Here is a 20,282-nt window from a genome sequence, read left to right on the forward strand (position 1 = left end):
CCCGGAAGGGGCAGCGTCCCTAGACTTGGGCGTTCCGTCCGCCCCAGGTCCGACCTGGTCCCGCCCAGGTTGAAGGAGATCCGTGGCCGTCCAGCCCATCCGCCTCTTCGGCGATCCCGTCCTGCGCCAGCGCGCCATCGAGGTCGACAGCTTCGACAAGGAGCTCGAGCGGCTCGTCACCGACCTCACCGACACCATGCTCGCCGCCCCCGGCGCCGGGTTGGCGGCCCCCCAGATCGGGGTTGGCCTGCGGGTCTTCACCTGGAACGTCCAGGGCGAGGTCGGACACCTGGTCAACCCGTCGCTGGAGCTCTCCGACGAGACCCAGGACGGCGCCGAGGGCTGCCTCTCGCTCCCGGAGCTGACCTACGACTGCCTCCGGGCGTTGTCCGTCGTGGCGACCGGCTTCGACGTCCACGGCGAGCCGCTGCGCATCGAGGCCTCCGAGCTGCTCGCGCGCGCCATGCAGCACGAGACCGACCACCTCGACGGGATCCTCTTCATCGACAAGCTCGACACCGAGGCTCGCAAGGCCGCCATGAAGGAGATCCGCGAGTCCGACTGGTTCGGCCTGGAGAAGCCCACGGTGCGGGTCAGCCCGCACAGCACCTTCGGGCTGGGCCGCTGATGCGCCTCGTCTTCGCCGGCACCCCCGAGGTCGCCGTGCCGGCGCTCGAGGCCGTCGCCGCCAGCCGCCACGAGCTGGTCGGCGTCGTCACCCGGCCCGACGCCCCGAGCGGGCGCGGCCGCAAGCTCGTCGCGAGCCCGGTGGCGCAACGTGCCGACGAGCTCGGCGTACCAGTGCTGAAGCCCGAGCACCCGCGCGACCCCGACTTCCAGGCGGCCCTGTCGGACCTGCGCCCCGACGCCTGCCCGGTGGTGGCCTACGGCGCCCTCCTGCCGCAGTCCGCCCTCGACCTCGTGCCCCACGGGTGGATCAACCTGCACTTCTCGGTGCTGCCCGCGTGGCGGGGCGCCGCGCCCGTCCAGCACGCGTTGTGGGCCGGCGACGAGCTGACCGGGGCTACGACGTTCCGGATCATCAAGGAGCTCGACGCGGGCCCGGTCTTCGGCGTGATGACCGAGCGGATCCGCCCCACCGACACCGCCGGCGACCTGCTCGCACGGCTCGCCGAGGGCGGCGCCGGCCTGCTGGTGCAGACCCTCGACGGCATCGAGGACGGCACGCTCGAGGCACGGGTGCAGCCCGAGGACGGAGTGTCGTTCGCTCCCAAGATCCTCGTCGACGACGCGCGGATCGACTGGACCCACCCGGCGGTCGCCGTGGACCGCCAGGTGCGGGCGTGCACCCCGGCGCCCGGCGCGTGGAGCACGTTCGAGGGCGAGCGGATCAAGATCGGTCCGGTCACCGTCGTCACCGATCGCGCCCCCATCGCTCCCGGCGTCCTGGAGGTCACCAAGAACGCCGTCCTCGTCGGCACCGCCACCGCCCCGCTCCTGCTCGGCGAGGTCAAGGCCAACGGCCGGAAGCAGATGCCGGCGGCTGACTGGGCGCGCGGCGTACGCCTGGAGTCCGGCGTGCGCCTCGGTGACGAGGCGTCGTGAGCGACCCGGACCGGCCGGCCAGCCCGGAGGACGTCGACGAGATCTGCGCCTCCCTCCCCGGCACCGAGCTCGGCACCTCGTGGGGTGACCGCCCCACGTGGAAGGTGCCGCGCGGCGACAAGGGCAAGGGGTTCGTGCTCTACCGGGCGCCGCACAAGACCGCCGTCGACCCGACGACGGGGGAGATGTACGACGACCTGGTGGTGATCGTGACGCCGACCGAGGCCGACAAGCACGCGCTCGTCGAGGACGACGCCACGCCGTTCTTCACCATCGACCACTTCACGGGCTTCAACGCCGTGCTGGTCCGGCAGTCCCGGCTGGACGAGCTGAGCCGGCAGGAGCTCGTCGAGGTGATCACCGAGGCGTGGGCGGCCAAGGCCCCCAAGAAGCTGGTGCGGGAGCACTTCGGTGACTGAGCGCCGCCGTCCCGTGGACCGTCCCCGCCGCGCGGCCCTCGACGTCCTCACCGCGGTCCGGGTCGACGAGGCCTACGCCAACCTCGTGCTGCCCCAGGTGCTGCGCAAGCACCGCCTCGAGGGCCGCGACGCCGCGCTGGCCACGGAGCTCGCATCGGGAGTGATCCGGATGCAGGGCCTCTACGACGTCGTGATCGACGCCTGCCTGACCAAGCCCCGCCTGCAGGCCGAGGTGCGCGACGTGCTGCGGCTCGGCGTGCACCAGCTGCTGTCCATGCGGGTCCCCGACCACGCAGCGATCTCGACGAGCGTCGACCTGGTGCGGGCGACGGTCGGCAGGGGACCGTCTGGCCTGGTCAACGCGGTGCTCCGCAAGGTCGCGACGCGCGACGTCGCGGGCTGGGTGGCGGAGGTGGCCCCGGAGCGCTCGGTCGACCTCCACGGCCACCTGGCGGTGGCGCACTCCCACCCCCGCTGGGTCGTCGACGCCCTCGCGGAGGCACTCGGCGACGAGGGTGACGAGCTCGAGGCACTGCTGGCCGCCGACAACGCGGCTCCCCGCGTGACGCTGGTGGCCAGGCCGGGGCTCGCCGAGGTCGAGGAGCTCGAGGCGGCGGGGGCGGTCCGCAGCGAGCGCTCGCCCTACGGTGCCGTGCTGCCCGGCGGGGACCCGTCCGGGATCGCCGCGGTGGCCGAGGGGCGGGCCGGGGTGCAGGACGAGGGCTCGCAGCTGGTCGCGCTGGCGATGGCCGACGCCGCCCTGGAGGGACGCGACCAACGCTGGCTCGACCTCTGTGCGGGGCCCGGGGGCAAGGCGGCCCTGCTGGCCGCGCTCGCGGCCCAGCGAGGGGCGCACCTGGTGGCCAACGAGCGACAGCCGCACCGGGCGGCCCTCGTGGCCTCCGCGCTGCGGGCCGTGCCGGCGAGCTCCGTCGACGTGGTGGCGGGCGACGGCACCCGACCGGCCTGGGTGCCGGGCACCTTCGACCGCGTGCTCGTCGACGCACCGTGCACCGGTCTCGGGGCCCTGCGCCGGCGTCCGGAGTCGCGCTGGCGGCGCAGCCCCGAGGACGTGACCGTCCTCGTCGGCCTCCAGGAGGTGCTGCTCGACGTCGCGATCGACTCGGTGCGTCCCGGTGGCGTGGTCGTCTACGCCACCTGCTCACCGGTGCTCGCGGAGACCGCGGAGGTCGTCTCGGCGGTCCTCGCCCGGCGGGGCGACACCGACGAGGTCGAGCGCTTCCAGCTCTGGCCGCACCGCGAGGGCACGGACGCGATGTTCGCCGCCACGCTGCGCAGACGGCCCCTCGCCTGAGGCCCCGACCCGGCCCCTCCGCCCGTAGGGGTACGAAGAATTGGTCATCTCCGTGTCACCTGTTCCCAACGTCGCCGCACCCGCGCATGATGGGTGCAGCACGGCGCACCGGAGGGGCGTGTCGTGCGACGGGGAGAGAGACGAAGCATGCGGTTGCGGTCCACGCTCATGACGGTCGCTGCGGTTGCGCTCGTGTGCACCCTGCCGGTGGCGCCCGCCCAGGCCGACGGAGTCCAGACGCTCACCGGGCCTGCCACCGGTGACGCCTCGGTCTACCTGACCTACGTCGACTGCACCGACCTCTTCGCCCCCGGCACGGCACCGGCGTCGCGGCTCAACCTCGGGCCCTTCGACGCGCCGATGGGACGACGCTCGCTCGGGCTGGTGCCCGGCGGCCCCGGCAGCGCGTCGGGACCGGTGGTGTTCTTCGACTCCCTCGCCTCCGCCGACCCGAGCTTCTCCGTCGCCTCGACCGGCGGCAGCACCGGGACGTCCTACGTCGTGGTGGTCACGCCCGACACGCCCCCAGGAGCGGCCTGGTTGGCCACGACGACGCTGTCCGTGCCCAGCGGGGGGTGGACCCAGGTGTCCCCGGCCCAGCTCGCCTACGACTGGACCCTCATCGACCTCGCCTCGCACGCAGCCCTCCAGCCGGGCGGCACCGCGACGACGGGCGAGTTCGCCGCGACCCACGGCGACGGCCAGGGGCTCGTGGTCACCGGCTTCGGGTGCAACGGCGGCGCCTTCAACCTCGACGCCGTCTCCGGGGACGGCTCGACGTTCGACTTCGAGGGCGTGGCGCTGGACACGTCGGTGTCGGTCAGCCGGGAGCAGGCCGTCGCCGGGGAGTCCGTCACGATCACCGGGCGCGTCACCGACCCCAACGCCCGTACGACCGGCGACCCGCTCGTCCTCGAGTCGCGCACCCCGGGTGGCGCCTGGCGTGCCGACGACGCCCCGGTCCTCGTCGGTCCCGACGGCGTCGCGCGCGTCGACGTACCCGTCACGGAGACCACCGAGTTCCGCTGGCACCGTCCCGAGAGCCAGTACGCCGACGAGGGCTGGTCGGGCGCGGTCACCGTCACCGTCGCGGACGCCCTCGAGCCGGTCGCAGCCACGGAGAAGTAGCCCGCGCCCGGCGCCGGGGGCCTCGATACGCCCCGTCGCGCCCGGCTAGGCTCCCCGACATGGCGTCGCCCTTCACCGAGATCGAGGTCGAGGGACGCGTCGTCAAGGTCACCAACCCGGACCGCGTCTACTTCCCGCCCTTCGAGGGCCGGCCCGCGGCGACCAAGCTCGACCTGGTCGAGTACTACCTGTCGGTGGGCGACGGCATCGTCAACGCACTGTTCGAGCGCCCCTGCATGCTGCACCGCTTCCCCAAGGGCCTGGCCGGCGACAAGGTCCACCAGAAGCGGCTGCCGGCGGGCGCCCCCGACTGGGTCGAGACCGTCCAGCTGTTCTTCCCGCGGTGGAAGCGCACCGCGGACGAGCTCTGCGTCACCGAGCTGGGCAGCGTGATCTGGGCGGTGCAGATGTCGACCGTCGAGTTCCACCCGTGGAACAGCCGACGCCACGATACCGAGAAGCCCGACGAGTGGCGCATCGACCTCGACCCCGGGCCGGAGTGCGACTGGTCCACCGTCCAGCGGGTCGCGCACGTCGCCCACGAGGTGCTCGACGAGCTCGGCGCGGTCGGCTTCCCCAAGACCAGTGGCGGCTCGGGCATGCACGTCTACGTCAGGATCCCGCCCGACCACGGCTTCCCGGACGTACGACGTGGCGCGCTGGCATTCGCCCGCGAGGTGGAGCGCCGGGCCGGGGGAGAGGTGACGACCGCCTGGTGGCGCAAGGACCGCGACCCTGCGCAGCTGTTCGTCGACTACAACCAGAACGCTCGCGACCACACGATCGCCGCGGCCTACAGCGTGCGTGGCGTCCCCGCGGCGCGCGTGTCGGCGCCGATCCGGTGGGACGAGGTCGACGCCTGCACCCCCGACGACTTCACGCTCTTCACCATGCCGGAGCGCTACGCCGACCTCGGCGACCTGCACGCCGACATCGACGAGCACCCGTTCTCCATCGCGCCGCTCCTCGAGTGGGCCGACCGCGACGAGGCCGAGGGCGAGGAAGCGCCGCCGGAGCCGGAGGAGGGGTAGGGCGCTCGCCCGGCCCGGGCGAGTCCCTAGGATCGACCCGTGGGCATCCAGATCACGCCGAGCATCCTCAACGCCGACCTGTCGCGCCTGGCCGACGAGGTCGCGCGCATCCCGAGCGCCGACTGGGTCCACGTCGACGTGATGGACAACCACTTCGTGCCCAACCTGACGCTCGGGCTGCCGGTCATCGAGGCACTGAGCAAGCACGCGAGCCAGCCGCTCGACGCGCACCTGATGATCGAGGACGCCGACCGGTGGGCGCCGGCCTACGCCGAGGCGGGCTGCGGGTCGGTGACCTTCCACGCCGAGGCCGCCAAGGCCCCGGTGCGGCTGGCGCGGGAGATCCGTGCCCAGGGCGCCCGGGCGTCGATGGCGCTGAAGCCGGCCACGCCGATCGAGCCCTACGAGGCGCTGCTGCCCGAGCTCGACATGGTGCTGCTGATGACCGTCGAGCCCGGTTTCGGCGGGCAGAAGTTCCTCGACCTGTGCCTGCCCAAGATCCGGACCACCCGCGCGCTGATGCGCAAGCACGGGGTCGAGACGTGGCTCCAGGTCGACGGTGGCGTGTCGCTGGAGACGATCGAGCGGTGCGCCGAGGCCGGCGCCGACGTGTTCGTCGCGGGCTCCGCGGTCTACTCCGCGGACGACCCCGACGCGATGGTCGCCGAGCTCAGGGCTGCGGCGGAGGCCGCCGCGGGGTGAGCCGGCGCGCGAGGGTCGACGACATCCACGCCACCGCGCGCGCGATGCCGTACGTCACCGTCCTCCGGCCCGAGAAGAACCCCGTCTACCAGGTGGGCGGCAAGTCGTTCGTCTTCTTCCGCACCCCGCGCCCCGACGCAGTGGACCCCGAGACGGGCGAGCGCTACGACGACGTGGTCGTCCTCTGGGTGGCGTCCGAGGGCGACAAGCAGGCGTTGCTCCAGGACGAGCGGCTGCCGTTCTTCACGACTGCGCACTTCGACGGCCACCCGTCGGTGCTGCTGCGCGCCTCCCGGGTGGGCGAGCTGGAGCGCGACGAGCTGGTCGAGGTGGTCGAGGAGGCCTGGCTCGCGCAGGCGTCCGCCCGGCGTGGGCGGGCGTGGCTGGAGTCACGCAGCCTCACCTCCTGACGTCCCAGCCGCGTGCTCGTGGCCCGGGTGCGTACATTGGCGGGATGACCGAGTCGGTGTGGGACTACCCGCGTCCACCACGGGTGGAACCCAGCAGCGAGCACGTCGTGGTGACCCACGTAGGCGTGGTCGTGGCCGACGCCACGGCGAGCCTGCGCGTCCTCGAGACGAGCCACCCGCCGACGTACTACCTGCCCACCGGCGCGTTCGCTCCGGGCGTGCTGCGGCTCGGCGACGGGGCGTCGTGGTGCGAGTGGAAGGGCCAGGCGGCCTACTACGACCTCGTCGTGGGTGACGACGTGCTGCAGGCCGTGGCGTGGACCTACCCCAGGCCGAGCACGGGGTTCGAGACCCTGGTCGACCACGTTGCCCTCTACCCGGGTCGTGTGGACCGGTGCACGGTCGACGGCGAGGTCGTGCAGCCCCAACCGGGCAGCTTCTACGGCGGCTGGATCACCTCGCGGGTGACCGGTCCGTTCAAGGGGGCACCGGGCACCACGGGCTGGTGAGGCCGTGGGTCAGTGCATGCCGCGGTCGTCGGACTGCTGGCTGCGCAGGTGCGACCCGTGCAGGCTCTGCCGGTCCACCCGCTGGTGGTCGGCCACCCAGCTCTCGCCCTCGAGCTCGTCACCGATGGACTGCGCGCGCTCCAGCCGCACGACCCACTGCTCGTGCTCGCGGGCGACGTCGTCCAGCCGGGAGTCCGGGACGACGAGCGCGTCGCCCTCGGCGCGCAGGCCCGGAGCGACCACCGCCAGGCCCTCGACCTCCCACGGCGTCAAGGGGCGGGTGAGCCGGATCCGCACCGGATAGGTACGTCGCTCGACGTCCGCCGGGTCGACGGCCAGCTCCACGATCCCGAGCTCGGTCTTGTGCTTGCGTCGCATGGACATCGACGTCGTCCCCTCACCGGGGTCGGGCGACCCCGTCACCTCGAGTCGAGCACCTGCGCCGGTCGGTCGCCATGGGGTCCTGACCCCATCGGCGGTCGTCCCCGACCCACGGCCTCGGTAGTCCCCTACGTTTCGCACGCCCGACGGCTGCCCGGGCGTCCAGAACGTAGCGGACTACCCCGGAACGGCGTCCAGAACGTAAGGGACTACCCCAGAACGGCGTCCAGAACGTAGGGGACTACCCCGGAAACGGGGTCAGCCGGCGAAGAGGGTGAGCCGCTGGCGGATGATCTTGCGGCGGAGCACGACGCGGCGCTTGCCGTCGTGGCCGATGCGCAGGCGGTCCAGCTCCCAGCCGCCGTGCTCGGCGCGCTCGACCAGGAGCCGGGTCACGACGTTGCGGGAGAAGTCCTTGGGCAGCACGAGCGTCTCGAACTCCCACTCGACGCCCCGTGCGGGGGGACGACGCTGGATACGGGCCATCGGTCCTCCTTGTCTGCCGGTCCGGCTCTCTCCGGCTCTGTCTCTCGCTGCCAGTGTCCGTCAGTCCGCCGACACGTCGTCGAGGGCGTCGACGATCTCGGCGGGAAGGGTCAGCTCCTCGACGCCGAGGGCGCCCTTGAGCTGGGCGGCGGTGCGGGCGCCGACGATGGGCGCGGTGACGGCCGGCCGGTCACGGACCCAGACCAGCGCCACCTCCAGCGGTGTCCAGCCGAGGCCGTCGGCGGCCCGGGCCACCGCCTCGACGATGCCCCGGCCGCGCTCGTCGAGGTAGGCACCGACGAAACGGGCGAAGTGCTCGGTCGCGGCGCGCGAGTCCGACGGCGTACCGCTGCGGTACTTGCCGGTGAGCACGCCCCGGCCCAGCGGCGACCAGGGCAGCACGCCGAGGCCGAGCGCCTGCGCGGCGGGCACCACCTCGTGCTCGACCTGGCGGTTGAGCAGGGAGTACTCGACCTGCGTGGAGGCGAGAGGAAAGCGTCCCGGCACGGCCCGCTGCCACGTCGCGGCCTGGGCGGTCTGCCAGCCGGTGTAGTTGGAGATGCCGACGTAGGCGGCGCGGCCGGAGGACACGGCCAGGTCGAGCGCCGTCAGCGTCTCCTCGACGGGCGTCTCGTCGGTCCACACGTGCACCTGCCACAGGTCGACGTGGTCGACGCCGAGCCGCGCGAGGGAGGCGTCGAGCGTCGAGAGGAGGGTGCCGCGCGAGGTGTCGGTGACCCGCTCGCCCGTACGCCGCGAGATGCCGGCCTTGGTGGCCAGCACGATCTCGTCGCGGGCGACCACGTCGCCGACGAGCGAGCCGATGAGCTCCTCGCTCGCGCCGTCGCCGTAGCCGGCCGCCGTGTCGAGCAGCGTCCCACCCGCCTCGGCGAAGGAGATGAGCTGGTCGCGGGCCTCGTGCTCGTCGGTGTCACGGCCCCACGTCATGGTGCCGAGGCCGAGGCGGGAGACCTTCAGACCGGTGGCGCCAAGCGTTCGCTGCTGCATGCACGTGAGGGTAGCCACGGGGGCTGCACCGACACGCGGGGACGCGCCCGTAGGCTCCTGCCCTGTGATCGATCTCCTCAAGGCCGTTGTCCTCGGCGTCATCCAGGGGCTGACCGAGTTCCTCCCGATCTCGAGCAGCGCGCACCTGCGCATCTTCCCCGAGCTGTTCGGCTGGGGCGACCCGGGCGCGGCCTTCACCGCGGTGATCCAGATCGGCACCGAGCTGGCCGTGCTCATCTACTTCCGCAAGGACATCTGGCGGATCGGCAGCGCGTGGGTGCGCTCGCTCTTCCGGCCCGAGCTCCGCGGCACGCTCGACGCCCGGATGGGCTGGTTCATCATCGTCGGGTCGCTGCCCATCGTGGTGCTCGGCGTGCTGCTGAAGGACATCATCGAGCGCGACTTCCGCAACCTCTGGATCATCGGGTGCACGCTCATCGTGCTCGGCATCGTGCTCGGCATCGCCGACCGCGTCGGGCGCACCGACCGGGCGATCACGAAGATCACGCTCAAGGATGCGGTCCTGATGGGCGCCGCACAGGCGCTCGCGCTGATCCCCGGCGTCTCCCGCTCCGGCGCCACGATCTCGATGGGTCGCTTCCTCGGCTTCGAGCGCGAGGCCGCCACCCGATTCGCCTTCCTCCTCGCCATCCCGGCGGTGGTCGGCGCGGGATTGTTCGAGCTCAAGGAGATCCCGCACGGGCACAACGACTTCGGCTGGGGGCCGACGGTCACCGCCACCGTGGTGTCGTTCGTGGTGGGGTACGCCGCCATCGCCTGGCTGCTGCGCTACGTCAGCACCCGGTCCTACACGCCGTTCGTCGTCTACCGGATCGTGCTCGGTGCCGGCACGCTCATCCTGCTCGGCGCAGGCGTGCTGAGCGCCTGAACGTGTCGGCCAGCAGCGCGAGCGCCATCACCTGCGTGAGCGCCACGACGACGACCAGCGCGAGCAGCGACCGCTCGTAGAGCCACCCCGCGCCGACGCCACCGACGATGGCGAACATGCCCTGGATGCCCGCGAAGACGCCGTAGGCCGTGGCGCGGCGTGGTGCCTCGACCAGGTCGGCCACCACGGCCTTGATCGTCGAGTCCTGCACGCCCTGGGCGAAGCCCCACGCGACCACGCCGGCGAGCACCGCCGTGAGCGCCGAGGAGAGCGCGAGTGCGGGCACGACGGCGACCAGCACCGGCACCAGCAGCAGGACGCGTGCCCCCGTGCGGTCGTAGACCGACCCGATCGCGAGCGCCGCGAGCGCCTCGACCGCCATGGCCGCGGCGTAGACGACCGGGACGGCCGCCACGGGCACCAGTCCCTCGACGTTGAGGTGGTAGCCGATGATCCCGAACGTCACGAGCGCTCCGGTGGTGAGCGAGGCAGCGATGGCGTAGCGGAAGAAGTCGCCGGACAGTCCCGCACCGACGGCGTCGGCCCACCAGCCGCGCCGCTCGCCCGGCGCGGCCGCGGCGGGCTCGGGCTGCTCGTCGTACACGCCGGGGTCGGGCACCCGACGGCGCAGGGTGAGCAGCAGGACCATGGCGATGGCGCCCGGGACGGCGAGGACGGCCATGCCCCACCAGATCGAGGCGACCGCGACGACACCCGCGACGACCAGGGGCCCGGAGAAGGCGCCGACCTGGTCCAGCGCCTTGTGCACGCCGAAGCCGCGGCCGCGGCCCACTGCTGCCGCGACGTGTGCGAGGAGCGCTGACTTGGAGGGCGAGCGCACCGCCTTGCCGAGGCGTTCGAGCAGGATCATGGTCGCGGCGAAGGCGATGCCCGCCGCCCCGAGCCGTGGCGCGAGCGCCAGCAGCGGCACGCACACCGCGGTCAGGCCGTAGCCGATGATGGTCAGCGACCAGTAGCGCCCGGTGCGGTCCGCGATCGGGCCGAACGCCAGCCGCAGCACCAGCGCCACCGCCTCGCCGGCGCCGGTGACCAGGCCGACCACGACGGCGGAGGCGCCTAGCGCGGCCAACAATGGGCCGTAGACCGAGCGCGCACCCTCGTAGACCATGTCGGCGGCCAGGCTGACGAAGCCGAACCACCACACCACCCGCCAGGCCGGGGGCGCGGGCCGGGTGGTGGGGGGACCGCTCACAGCCACCCGGACTTCTTGAACGAGGCGAACAACCCCACGGCCACGCCGATCATCAGGATGATCGCGAACGGGTAGCCGTAGGTCCAGTGCAGCTCGGGCATGTGGTCGAAGTTCATGCCGTAGACGCCCGCGATCAGCGTCGGCACGACCACGAGTGCGGCCCCCGCGGAGATCTTGCGCATGTCCTCGTTCTGCTGGACCGAGATCCGGGCCAGGTGACCGTCGAAGGCCGTGGAGAGCAGCTGGTCGAGGCTGTCGATCACCTCCGAGACGCGCTGGAGGTGGTCGGCCACGTCACGGAAGTAGGTCGCGGTCTCGGCCGTGATCGGGATGGGCGTCCGGATGGTCGGCACGGTGTCGGAGTGCAGGGAGAACCTCCGCATTGGCTCGCGCAGCGGCATCACCGCGCGCCGGACCTCCGCGATCTCGCGCTTGAGGACGTAGATCCGCGTCGAGTCGTCGGTGCGGGCGGGGGAGAAGACCGACTCCTCGACCTCGTCGACGTCCTCCTCGAGCGCCGCGCCCACCCGTTCGTACTCGTCGACCACGCGGTCGCAGATGGCGTACATCACTCCCATCGGCCCGTGCTCGAGCACCTGGGCTCGACGCTCGAGGTCGCGGCGCGAGTCCGCGAGGTCGATGCCCTCGCCGTGCCGGACGGTGACGACGAAGTCGCTCCCGATGAACACGTTGATCTCACCGGTCTCGACCGCATCGTGGGCATCGACGTACCAGAGGGTCTTGAGCACCAGGAAGAGCGTGTCGCCGTAGTGCTCGAGCTTGGGCCGCTGGTGGGAGTCACCGGCGTCCTCGACGGCCAGCGGGTGCAGGTCGAAGGTGCGTGCGATGAGGTCGAGCTCCTCCGAGCTCGGGTCGTGGATGCCGATCCACTGGAAGTCGCCGGGGTCGCACGGGACGCGCGCGGCGCCGAGGCTCTGGTCGTCACCGTCGCCCAGCGGAACCCGCTGACCACGGTGGTAGAGCGCGTTGTCGACGATCACGTGCTGAGGCTAGTCCCACTAAGGTCGCTCCCGTGCCTACCGTCATCCTCGTCCGACACGGCCGGTCGTCGGCCAACACCGCCGGCGTGCTGGCCGGGCGGACCCCAGGCGTCCACCTCGACGAGACCGGGGTGACGCAGGCCGGCGCGGTCGGCGACCGGCTAGCGGGCGTACGCCTCGCCTCGGCCGTCACCAGCCCGCTGGAGCGGTGCCGGGAGACCGCGAAGGAGATCACCTCGCGGCAGCCGGCGCCCCTGCGCGCGAGCACCGACAAGCAGCTCTCCGAGTGCGACTACGGCGACTGGCAGGGCCGGCCGATCAAGGAGCTGGCCAAGGAGAAGCTCTGGAAGACCGTGCAGGCGCAGCCCTCGGCAGTGACGTTCCCCAACGGCGAGTCGATGCGCGCCATGCAGGACCGCGCGGTGGCCGCGATCCGGCGCCACGACAGCCGCGTCGGAGCCGAGCACGGTGACGACGCGGTGTGGCTCGCCGTCAGCCACGGCGACCTGATCAAGTCGATCCTCGCCGACGCGCTCGGCACCCACCTCGACCTCTTCCAGCGCATCCACGTCGACCCCGGGTCGGTGTCGATCATCCGCTACGGCGACACCCGCCCGTTCGTCCTCGGCACCAACACCCACGGCGGCGACCTCTCCTGGCTGACGCCGCCGGCCAAGGCCCGCACCCGCCGACGGGGTGACGCCGAGGTGGGCGGGGGAGCGGGGCCCGGCACCCAGACGGGGAGGTCCTAGGGTGAGTGACATGCCCGTCGTGCACCGCTTCGACCCTCCCGAGCGCTTCGTCGCCGGCACCGTTGGCGAGCCCGGCCAGCGCACCTTCTTCCTCCAGGCGCGTGAGGGCGCGCGCCTGATCAGCGTCTCTCTCGAGAAGCAGCAGGTCTCTGCGCTCGCCGAGCGCATCGACGAGCTCCTCGACGAGCTGATGAACGCGGCGGGCGACGACGTGCTGATCCCCGCGATCGCGCCGCGCGACCTCATCGACAACCAGCCCCTCGAGCAGCCCATCGAGGAGGAGTTCCGCGCGGGCACCATGACGCTGTCGTGGGACACCTCCGACGAGCGGGTCGTGATCGAGGTGTTCCCCTTCACCGAGGCGGCCGTGGTCTCGCCGGAGCAGCTCCAGGAGGACCTCGAGGACCTGCTCGAGCCCGAGCCGGAGGAGATCTTCCTCGTCCGGATCACCGCCGCGGCCGCCCGCTCGTTCGTCGAGCGTGCCCGCACGGTGATCGGCGCCGGCCGCCCCGACTGCCCGTTCTGCGGCGAGCCGATCGACCCGGCCGGCCACCTGTGCGTGCGGGCCAACGGCTTCCGACGCCGTGACCCCTGACGAGGTCCCGGCCGGCTTCCCGACGGGCGAGCTGACCCTGCACGGACGCGTGCTCCCTGCCTCCAACGCGACGTTCGTCGGCGAGGTCGACGGCGTCCGGGTGGTCTACAAGCCGATCGCCGGCGAGCGCCCGCTGTGGGACTTCCCCGACGGCACGCTCGCGGCGCGCGAGGTCGGCGCGTACGCCGTCTCCGAGGCGCTGGGCTGGGACATCGTCCCCACCACGGTGCTGCGCGAGGGTCCCCACGGACCGGGCATGGTGCAGCTGTGGCGCGACGAGGTCGAGGACCAGGCGCCGGTGGACATCGTGGGGGAGGGTGAGGTCCCGGAGGGCTTCCGTCACGTCTTCGACGGTCTCGACGCGCACGACCAGCCGGTCTCGCTGGTCCACGAGGACTCGCCCCAGCTGCGGCGGATGGCGCTCTTCGACGTGGTCGTCAACAACGCCGACCGCAAGGGCGGCCACGTCCTGCCGATGGCCGACGGGCACCGTCACGGCGTCGACCACGGGCTGACCTTCCACGTGGAGCACAAGCTGCGCACGGTCCTCTGGGGCTTCGTGGGCGAGCCCCTCTCCGACGAGGAGACCGAGGGCCTGCGGCGGCTGGAGTCGGCCCTCGACGCCGAGCTCGGCGCCACCCTGAGCGGGTTGCTGGCCGACGACGAGGTCACGGTCACCGCCCGACGCCTGCGGCGGCTGCTCGCGGACGGCACCTTCCCGGCGCCGGCCTCCTCGCAGTACCCCGTCATCCCCTGGCCGCCCTTCTGACGCGCGTGGGACCGGCCGATAGGCTGCGCCGCATGCGTGCCTGGTCGACCCCCGACGTTCCCCGACTCCCGGTGACGGGCCCCGCCGTGCGGGTGCACGACACCGCGAGCGGCGAGCTGGTCGAGACCCGTCCCGAGGGACCCGCGCGGATGTACGTCTGTGGCATCACCCCCTACGACGCGACCCACATGGGCCACGCCGCGACCTACGTCGCCTTCGACCTGCTCAACCGCGCCTGGCGCAACGCCGGGCACGAGGTGACCTACGTCCAGAACGTCACCGACGTCGACGACCCGCTGCTCGAGCGGGCCGCCAAGGTCAAGGTGGACTGGGTCGAGCTCGCCGAGCGGGAGACCCAGCTGTTCCGCGACGACATGGAGGCGCTCCGCGTCCTGCCGCCGGCCCACTACATCGGCGCTGTCGAGTCGATCCCGCAGGTCATCGAGCTGATCCAGCGCCTCGACGAGGCCGGCGCGGTCTACAAGGTCGAGGACGACCTCTACTTCTCCGTCACCGCCGACGAGGCGTTCGGCGAGGTGTCCGGACTCGACCGCGACACGATGCTGCAGATCTTCCCCGAGCGCGGCGGTGACCCCGACCGCGAGGGCAAGAAGGACCCGCTCGACTGCCTGCTGTGGCGCGCGGAGCGGCCCGGCGAGCCCGCGTGGGACAGCCCGTTCGGTCCCGGTCGGCCCGGCTGGCACGTCGAGTGCACCGCGATCGCGCTGGACCACCTCGGTACGACCTTCGACGTCCAGGCCGGCGGCAGCGACCTGGTCTTCCCGCACCACGAGATGTCGGCCGGGCACGGCCAGGTGGCACACCCGGGGGAGCGCTTCGCCCGGGCCTACGCCCACGCCGGGATGGTCGCCTACGACGGCGAGAAGATGTCGAAGTCCAAGGGCAACCTGGTCTTCGTCTCGGCGCTGCGGATGAGCGACGTCGACCCGATGGCGATCCGGCTGGTGCTGCTGCGCCACCACTACCGCAGCGACTGGGAGTGGACCGACGACCAGCTCTGGGACGCCGTCGACACGCTCGCCGGCTGGCGGCGGGCTCTGGCCCTGGGCCACGGCGCCGACGCAGCTCCCGTCGTCGAGCGGGTGCTGGCGGCACTGGCCGACGACCTCGACGCGCCCACCGCCGTCGCGGCGGTCCAGGAGTGGGTGGACGCCACGCTCGGCACCACCGGTCTGGCCGACACGACCGACCACGAGGCGGCCACGACCATCCACCGCCTGCTCGACGCTGCCCTCGGCCTCTCCCTCTGACGTACGCCCCGGGCGGGCCGGTCAGTCGGTGTCGCGGCGCTTGAGGTAGCGCTCGAACTCGCGCGCGATGGCCTCGCCGGAGGCCTCGGGGAGGTCCGTGGTGTCGCGGGTCTCCTCGAGCGCCCGAACGTAGTCGGCGACGTCCTCGTCCTCGGCGGCGAGCTCGTCGACGCCGCGCTCCCACGCGCGGGCGTCCTCGAGCAGCTCGCCGAGCGGCATGGGCGCCTGCAGGAGCTCCTCGAGCTGGCCCAGCAGCGCGAGCGTGGCCTTCGGGCAGGGGGGCTGCGCGACGTAGTGGGGGACCGCCGCCCAGTAGGACACGGACGGGATGTCGAGCTGGTTGCACGCGTCGTTGAAGACCCCGACGATGCCGGTCGGACCCTCGTAGCTCGACTGCTCGAGGTCGAGCCGGTCGAGCAGCTCGGGCTCGCTGGCCGTGCCGCTGACGGGGATCGGCCGGGTGTGCGGGGTGTCGGCCAGCAGCGCGCCGAGGGTCACGACGAGCTCGGCGCCCAGGTCGTCGCAGGCGGCGAGCAGCTCGGCGCAGAACTGCCGCCACTTCATGTTCGGCTCGATCCCACGGACCAGGATGATGTCGCGGTCGAGCTCGGCCGGGCGGGCGACCGCGATGCGGGTGGTGGGCCAGGTGAGGCGGCGGTGGCCGTTGACGTCGGTGCTGATCACGGGGCGGTTGACCTGGAAGTCGTAGAACTCCTCCGGGTCCACGGCGCCGATGACCTCGGCCTTCCACTGCTCCAGCAGGTGGTCGACCAGTCCGGAGGCCGCGTCGGCCGCGTCATTCCACCCCTCGAAGGCCGCGATCACCACGGGGGAGACGAGGCCCTGCACGTCGTCGAACTCGATCACCGGCCCAGCCTAACCAGCCGTCGTGATTTCATGGGTCGTGTCGCGCGGTGCCACGATGTGGGAAGAGTGTCCGCCAGTCGGACGAGGTTCCTAGTCTGGCTGTCTGCCCGCTGAGAGAGCCATCGAGAGAGGCCACACCCGTGAAGCCGCAGCACCGCCCCGACGCCACCGACTCCCTGACGGCGATCCTCCGCGAGCGGATCATGGTGCTCGACGGCGCGATGGGCACCGCCATCCAGCGTGACCGGCCCGACGAGGCCGGCTACCGCGGTGAGCGCTTCGCCGACCACCCCAGCGACCTGATCGGCAACAACGACCTCCTCACGCTGACCCAGCCGCAGCTGATCCGCGCCATCCACGAGGACTACCTCACCGCGGGCGCGGACATCATCGAGACCAACACCTTCAACGCCAACGCCATCTCGCTGTCCGACTACGGCCTCGAGGACCTCGCCTACGAGCTCAACCTCGAGTCCGCACGCCTCGCCCGTGCGGCCGCCGACGCCGTCGCGACCGACGACCGGCCGCGCTGGGTCGCCGGCGCCCTCGGCCCGACCACGCGCACGGCGTCGATCTCGCCCGACGTCAACGACCCCGGCGCGCGCAACGTGTCCTTCGACCAGCTCGCCGAGGCCTACCTCGTCGCCGCCCGCGGCCTGGTCGACGGTGGCGCCGACCTGCTCATGATCGAGACGATCTTCGACACCCTCAACGCCAAGGCGGCGATCTTCGCGGTCGAGACGCTGTTCGAGGAGCAGGACCGCCGCTGGCCGGTCATCATCTCCGGCACGATCACCGACGCCTCGGGTCGTACGCTCTCCGGCCAGGTCACCGAGGCCTTCTGGGACTCGATCCGGCACGCCCGGCCGCTCGCCGTCGGCCTCAACTGCGCGCTGGGCGCCCGCGACATGCGCCCCTACGTCGCCGAGCTCTCCCGCCTCGCCGACTCCTTCGTGAGCGTCTACCCGAACGCCGGCCTCCCCAACGCCTTCGGCGAGTACGACGAGACCCCCGAGCAGACCGCCGCCGTCCTGTCCGAGTTCGCCGAGGCCGGCTTCCTCAACCTCGTCGGCGGCTGCTGCGGCACCACGCCCGAGCACATCGCCGCGATCTCGTCCGCGGTGGAGGGCAAGGAGCGGCGTACGCCCGTCGAGGTCGCTCCGGTCATGCGGCTCTCCGGCCTCGAGCCGCTGACGATCACCGAGGACAGCCTCTTCGTCAACGTCGGCGAGCGCACCAACATCACCGGCTCCGCCCGCTTCCGCAAGCTCATCAAGGACGGCGACTACGACACGGCGCTGACCGTCGCCGCGCAGCAGGTCGAGTCGGGTGCGCAGGTCATCGACGTCAACATGGACGAGGGCATGATCGACGGCGTCGCCGCGATGGACCGCTTCCTCAAGCTGATCGCCGCCGAGCCCGACATCAGCCGCGTGCCCGTGATGGTCGACTCCTCGAAGTGGGAGGTGATCGAGGCCGGGCTGAAGTGCGTCCAGGGCAAGGCGATCGTCAACTCCATCTCCATGAAGGAGGGGGAGGACGCCTTCCGCGACCATGCCCGGCTGTGCCGCAAGTACGGCGCCGCCGTGGTCGTGATGGCCTTCGACGAGGACGGGCAGGCCGACAACCTCGAGCGGCGCAAGCTGATCTGCGAGCGTGCCTACCGGATCCTGGTCGACGAGGTCGGCTTCCCGCCCGAGGACATCATCTTCGACCCCAATGTCTTCGCCGTCGCGACCGGCATCGAGGAGCACGCCGGCTACGGCCAGGACTTCATCGAGGCCACCCGCTGGATCAAGCAGAACCTGCCCGGTGCCAAGGTCAGCGGCGGCATCTCCAACGTGTCGTTCTCGTTCCGCGGCAACAACCCGGTCCGCGAGGCCATCCACGCGGTCTTCCTCTACCACGCGATCCGCGCGGGCCTCGACATGGGCATCGTCAACGCCGGGGCGCTCGTCGTCTACGACGAGGTCGACCCCGAGCTGCGCGAGCGCATCGAGGACGTCGTGCTCAACCGGCGGCCCGACGCCGCGGAGCGGCTGCTCGAGGTGGCCGAGCGCTTCAACATCGCTGCCGGCGCCGTCGAGGAGTCCGAGGACGAGTGGCGCGCGCTGCCGCTGCGCGAGCGCATCACGCACGCCCTGGTGAAGGGCATCGACGCCCACGTCGAGGCCGACACCGAAGCCCTGCGCGCCGAGATCGCGGAGGCGGGCGGCCGGCCCATCGAGGTGATCGAGGGTCCGCTGATGGACGGCATGAACGTCGTCGGCGACCTCTTCGGCGACGGCAAGATGTTCCTGCCCCAGGTGGTCAAGAGCGCCCGCGTGATGAAGAAGGCGGTCGCCTACCTGATCCCGTTCATCGAGGAGGAGAAGGCCAAGGACCCCGAGCTGGCCAAGCAGAAGGACACCAACGGCACGATCGTGATGGCGACCGTCAAGGGCGACGTCCACGACATCGGGAAGAACATCGTCGGCGTCGTGCTCCAGTGCAACAACTACGAGGTCATCGACCTCGGGGTGATGGTGCCTGCGCAGAAGATCCTCGACGCGGCGCAGGAGCACAGCGCCGACATCATCGGACTGTCCGGGCTGATCACGCCCTCGCTCGACGAGATGGTCAACTTCGCCTCCGAGATGCAGCGCCTCGGGCTCGAGATCCCGCTGCTCATCGGCGGCGCCACCACCTCGCGCGCGCACACCGCGGTCAAGATCGACCAGAAGTACGACGGCCCGGTCGTGTGGGTCAAGGACGCCTCACGCTCGGTCCCGACGGCCGCCGCGCTCCTGCACCCGACGCAGCGCGAGCAGCTGCTCGCTGACGTCAAGGCCGACTTCGACTCCCTGCGCACGCGGCACGCGGCCAAGCACGACCGGCCGATGGTGCCGCTGGAGGCGGCCCGCGCCAACGCGACCCCGATCGACTGGAGCGACTACCACCCGCCCCGGCCCCACCTGCTGCTGCAGCAGGACCACGCGGTGTCGCCGATCACCGGCACGCAGGTGACCCAGCACGTCCGGACGTTCCGTGACCACGACCTCGAGGTGCTGCGTCGCTACATCGACTGGCAGCCGTTCTTCAACGCCTGGGAGATGAAGGGTGCCTTCCCCGACATCCTCAACAACCCCAGCTCCGGTCCGGCCGCGCGCAAGCTCTACGACGACGCGCAGGAGATGCTCGACCGCATCGTCGAGGAGAAGTGGATCCGCGCCCACGGCGTGGTCGGCTTCTTCCCGGCCAACTCGGTCGGCGACGACGTCGAGCTCTACCTCGACGGCGACCGCACCACGGTCCACGCCAGGCTCCACCACCTGCGGCAGCAGGGCGAGCACCGCGGCGGCGTGCCCAACCGGTCGCTCGCCGACTACGTCGCCCCCAAGGAGACCGGCCTGCGCGACCACGTGGGGGCCTTCGCGGTGACCGCGGGCGACGGGGTGGGCGAGCGGGTGCGGGCCTTCCGCGAGGAGCTCGACGACTACAACGCGATCCTCCTGGAGTCGCTGGCCGACCGTCTCGCCGAGGCGTTCGCCGAGCGGCTGCACGAGCGGGTCCGCAAGGAGCTGTGGGGCTACGCCCCCGACGAGCAGCTCGACAACGTGGGGCTGATCAAGGAGCAGTACGACGGCATCCGCCCGGCGCCCGGCTACCCCGCCTGCCCCGAGCACACCGAGAAGCGGACGCTGTGGGAGCTCCTCGACGTCGAGGAGCACACCGGCATCCAGCTCACCGACTCGATGGCGATGTGGCCCGGAGCGTCCGTCAGCGGCTTCTACTACTCCCACCCGCAGGCGCAGTACTTCGTGGTGGGCCGGCTCAACCGCGACCAGGTCGCCGACTACGCCGAGCGCAAGGGCTGGACCCTCGCCGAGGCCGAGCGGTGGCTCTCCCCGAACCTCGGCTACGACCCGGAGGACTAGCGAGCCCACCCCTCCGCGCGGGGCGCCATGCATCAGAAGGCGTCAGGTGGGAA

General features: G+C 71.9%; 21 protein-coding genes. 15 read left to right on the forward strand and 6 right to left on the reverse strand.

All coding sequences use genetic code 11. The features are described from left to right. Positions 1–82: 82 nt before the first annotated feature. From def to ASC64_RS11820, 9 genes are all read left to right on the forward strand, one after another. Entirely contained in the window at positions 83–628 is a 546-nt protein-coding gene (def, locus tag ASC64_RS11780; RefSeq protein WP_056907704.1) for a peptide deformylase, read from the forward strand. Then, complete coding sequence (gene fmt / locus ASC64_RS11785; protein ID WP_056907705.1) at positions 628–1,566, forward strand: methionyl-tRNA formyltransferase; 939 nt, start codon at positions 628–630, stop codon at positions 1,564–1,566. The genes def and fmt overlap by 1 nt, the downstream gene beginning before the upstream one ends. Beyond that, the gene (locus ASC64_RS11790) at positions 1,563–1,985 is read left to right on the forward strand and encodes an MmcQ/YjbR family DNA-binding protein (RefSeq protein WP_056907706.1); all 423 of its coding nucleotides are present in this window, start codon (positions 1,563–1,565) and stop codon (positions 1,983–1,985) included. Before fmt ends, ASC64_RS11790 begins: the two co-directional genes overlap by 4 nt. After that, positions 1,978–3,300: an RsmB/NOP family class I SAM-dependent RNA methyltransferase gene (locus ASC64_RS11795; RefSeq protein ID WP_082550402.1), complete on the forward strand. Its 1,323-nt coding sequence runs from the start codon at positions 1,978–1,980 to the stop codon at positions 3,298–3,300. The genes ASC64_RS11790 and ASC64_RS11795 overlap by 8 nt, the downstream gene beginning before the upstream one ends. Before the next feature lie 147 nt (positions 3,301–3,447). After that, positions 3,448–4,428, forward strand: coding sequence for a hypothetical protein (locus ASC64_RS11800; RefSeq protein ID WP_156385150.1), 981 nt, complete (start codon positions 3,448–3,450; stop codon positions 4,426–4,428). 59 nt (positions 4,429–4,487) lie between these two features. Continuing rightward, the gene (locus tag ASC64_RS11805) at positions 4,488–5,459 is read left to right on the forward strand and encodes a DNA polymerase domain-containing protein (protein ID WP_056907708.1); all 972 of its coding nucleotides are present in this window, start codon (positions 4,488–4,490) and stop codon (positions 5,457–5,459) included. Positions 5,460–5,498: 39 nt separating this feature from the next. Then, complete coding sequence (gene rpe, locus ASC64_RS11810) at positions 5,499–6,161, forward strand: ribulose-phosphate 3-epimerase (RefSeq protein ID WP_056907709.1); 663 nt, start codon at positions 5,499–5,501, stop codon at positions 6,159–6,161. Beyond that, the gene (locus tag ASC64_RS11815; protein ID WP_056907710.1) at positions 6,158–6,571 is read left to right on the forward strand and encodes an MmcQ/YjbR family DNA-binding protein; all 414 of its coding nucleotides are present in this window, start codon (positions 6,158–6,160) and stop codon (positions 6,569–6,571) included. The genes rpe and ASC64_RS11815 overlap by 4 nt, the downstream gene beginning before the upstream one ends. 44 nt (positions 6,572–6,615) lie before the next feature. Beyond that, positions 6,616–7,080 (forward strand): DUF427 domain-containing protein, encoded by a 465-nt coding sequence (locus ASC64_RS11820; protein ID WP_056907711.1) that lies wholly within the window; start codon positions 6,616–6,618, stop codon positions 7,078–7,080. A gap of 9 nt (positions 7,081–7,089) precedes the next feature. On the opposite strand, the gene ASC64_RS11825 is transcribed toward ASC64_RS11820, so the two are convergent. From ASC64_RS11825 to ASC64_RS11835, 3 genes are all read right to left on the reverse strand, one after another. Beyond that, positions 7,090–7,458: a hypothetical protein gene (locus ASC64_RS11825; RefSeq protein ID WP_156385151.1), complete on the reverse strand. Its 369-nt coding sequence runs from the start codon at positions 7,456–7,458 to the stop codon at positions 7,090–7,092. Between the two features lie 261 nt (positions 7,459–7,719). Next, the gene (locus tag ASC64_RS11830; RefSeq protein WP_056907713.1) at positions 7,720–7,947 is read right to left on the reverse strand and encodes a DUF5703 family protein; all 228 of its coding nucleotides are present in this window, start codon (positions 7,945–7,947) and stop codon (positions 7,720–7,722) included. A gap of 60 nt (positions 7,948–8,007) precedes the next feature. Continuing rightward, a complete protein-coding gene (locus ASC64_RS11835) occupies positions 8,008–8,955 on the reverse strand; it encodes an aldo/keto reductase (protein ID WP_056907714.1) in 948 nt (315 codons plus the stop codon). A 64-nt stretch (positions 8,956–9,019) separates the two neighbouring features. Between ASC64_RS11835 and ASC64_RS11840 the strand changes: the two genes are divergently transcribed. Continuing rightward, the gene (locus tag ASC64_RS11840) at positions 9,020–9,844 is read left to right on the forward strand and encodes an undecaprenyl-diphosphate phosphatase (RefSeq protein ID WP_235563687.1); all 825 of its coding nucleotides are present in this window, start codon (positions 9,020–9,022) and stop codon (positions 9,842–9,844) included. Here the strand turns inward: ASC64_RS11840 and ASC64_RS11845 are convergent. Both ASC64_RS11845 and corA read right to left on the reverse strand, forming a co-directional pair. After that, positions 9,810–11,057, reverse strand: coding sequence for an MFS transporter (locus ASC64_RS11845; RefSeq protein WP_235563689.1), 1,248 nt, complete (start codon positions 11,055–11,057; stop codon positions 9,810–9,812). The genes ASC64_RS11840 and ASC64_RS11845 overlap by 35 nt on opposite strands. Further along, a complete protein-coding gene (gene corA, locus ASC64_RS11850) occupies positions 11,054–12,058 on the reverse strand; it encodes a magnesium/cobalt transporter CorA (RefSeq protein WP_056907716.1) in 1,005 nt (334 codons plus the stop codon). The genes ASC64_RS11845 and corA overlap by 4 nt, the downstream gene beginning before the upstream one ends. A gap of 32 nt (positions 12,059–12,090) precedes the next feature. On the opposite strand from corA, the gene ASC64_RS11855 reads away from it, so the two are divergent. Genes ASC64_RS11855 through mshC form a run of 4 tightly spaced genes read left to right on the forward strand, consistent with a single transcriptional unit; the run spans position 12,091 to position 15,445 of the window. Next, positions 12,091–12,810, forward strand: coding sequence for a histidine phosphatase family protein (locus ASC64_RS11855; protein ID WP_056907717.1), 720 nt, complete (start codon positions 12,091–12,093; stop codon positions 12,808–12,810). A 10-nt stretch (positions 12,811–12,820) separates the two neighbouring features. Further along, entirely contained in the window at positions 12,821–13,405 is a 585-nt protein-coding gene (locus tag ASC64_RS11860) for a DUF3090 domain-containing protein (protein WP_056907913.1), read from the forward strand. Further along, entirely contained in the window at positions 13,395–14,174 is a 780-nt protein-coding gene (locus ASC64_RS11865) for an SCO1664 family protein (protein WP_056907718.1), read from the forward strand. The genes ASC64_RS11860 and ASC64_RS11865 overlap by 11 nt, the downstream gene beginning before the upstream one ends. A 32-nt stretch (positions 14,175–14,206) precedes the next feature. Continuing rightward, on the forward strand, positions 14,207–15,445 hold the full coding sequence (mshC, locus tag ASC64_RS11870) for a cysteine--1-D-myo-inosityl 2-amino-2-deoxy-alpha-D-glucopyranoside ligase (protein WP_056907719.1): 1,239 nt from the start codon (positions 14,207–14,209) through the stop codon (positions 15,443–15,445). Positions 15,446–15,466: 21 nt separating this feature from the next. Here the strand turns inward: mshC and ASC64_RS11875 are convergent, their stop codons facing one another. Beyond that, complete coding sequence (locus ASC64_RS11875; RefSeq protein WP_056907720.1) at positions 15,467–16,312, reverse strand: PAC2 family protein; 846 nt, start codon at positions 16,310–16,312, stop codon at positions 15,467–15,469. Positions 16,313–16,515: 203 nt separating this feature from the next. Here ASC64_RS11875 and metH point away from each other — a divergent pair, with 203 nt between their 5' ends. Further along, positions 16,516–20,229, forward strand: coding sequence for a methionine synthase (metH, locus tag ASC64_RS11880; RefSeq protein WP_156385177.1), 3,714 nt, complete (start codon positions 16,516–16,518; stop codon positions 20,227–20,229). Positions 20,230–20,282 lie beyond the last annotated feature (53 nt).

The organism is Nocardioides sp. Root122 (genome assembly GCF_001425025.1).
Classification (GTDB): domain Bacteria; phylum Actinomycetota; class Actinomycetes; order Propionibacteriales; family Nocardioidaceae; genus Nocardioides.

Excerpts from the sequence above, each read along its gene's own strand:
- fmt (WP_056907705.1), top strand. The coding sequence starts at position 628 with ATGCGCCTCGTCTTCGCCGGCACCCCCGAGGTCGCCGTGCCGGCGCTC.
- ASC64_RS11800 (WP_156385150.1), top strand. The coding sequence starts at position 3,448 with ATGCGGTTGCGGTCCACGCTCATGACGGTCGCTGCGGTTGCGCTCGTG.
- ASC64_RS11805 (WP_056907708.1), top strand. The coding sequence starts at position 4,488 with ATGGCGTCGCCCTTCACCGAGATCGAGGTCGAGGGACGCGTCGTCAAG.
- ASC64_RS11820 (WP_056907711.1), top strand. The coding sequence starts at position 6,616 with ATGACCGAGTCGGTGTGGGACTACCCGCGTCCACCACGGGTGGAACCC.
- ASC64_RS11825 (WP_156385151.1), bottom strand. The coding sequence starts at position 7,458 with ATGCGACGCAAGCACAAGACCGAGCTCGGGATCGTGGAGCTGGCCGTC.
- ASC64_RS11830 (WP_056907713.1), bottom strand. The coding sequence starts at position 7,947 with ATGGCCCGTATCCAGCGTCGTCCCCCCGCACGGGGCGTCGAGTGGGAG.
- ASC64_RS11835 (WP_056907714.1), bottom strand. The coding sequence starts at position 8,955 with ATGCAGCAGCGAACGCTTGGCGCCACCGGTCTGAAGGTCTCCCGCCTC.
- ASC64_RS11860 (WP_056907913.1), top strand. The coding sequence starts at position 12,821 with ATGCCCGTCGTGCACCGCTTCGACCCTCCCGAGCGCTTCGTCGCCGGC.
- mshC (WP_056907719.1), top strand. The coding sequence starts at position 14,207 with ATGCGTGCCTGGTCGACCCCCGACGTTCCCCGACTCCCGGTGACGGGC.
- metH (WP_156385177.1), top strand. The coding sequence starts at position 16,516 with ATGGTGCTCGACGGCGCGATGGGCACCGCCATCCAGCGTGACCGGCCC.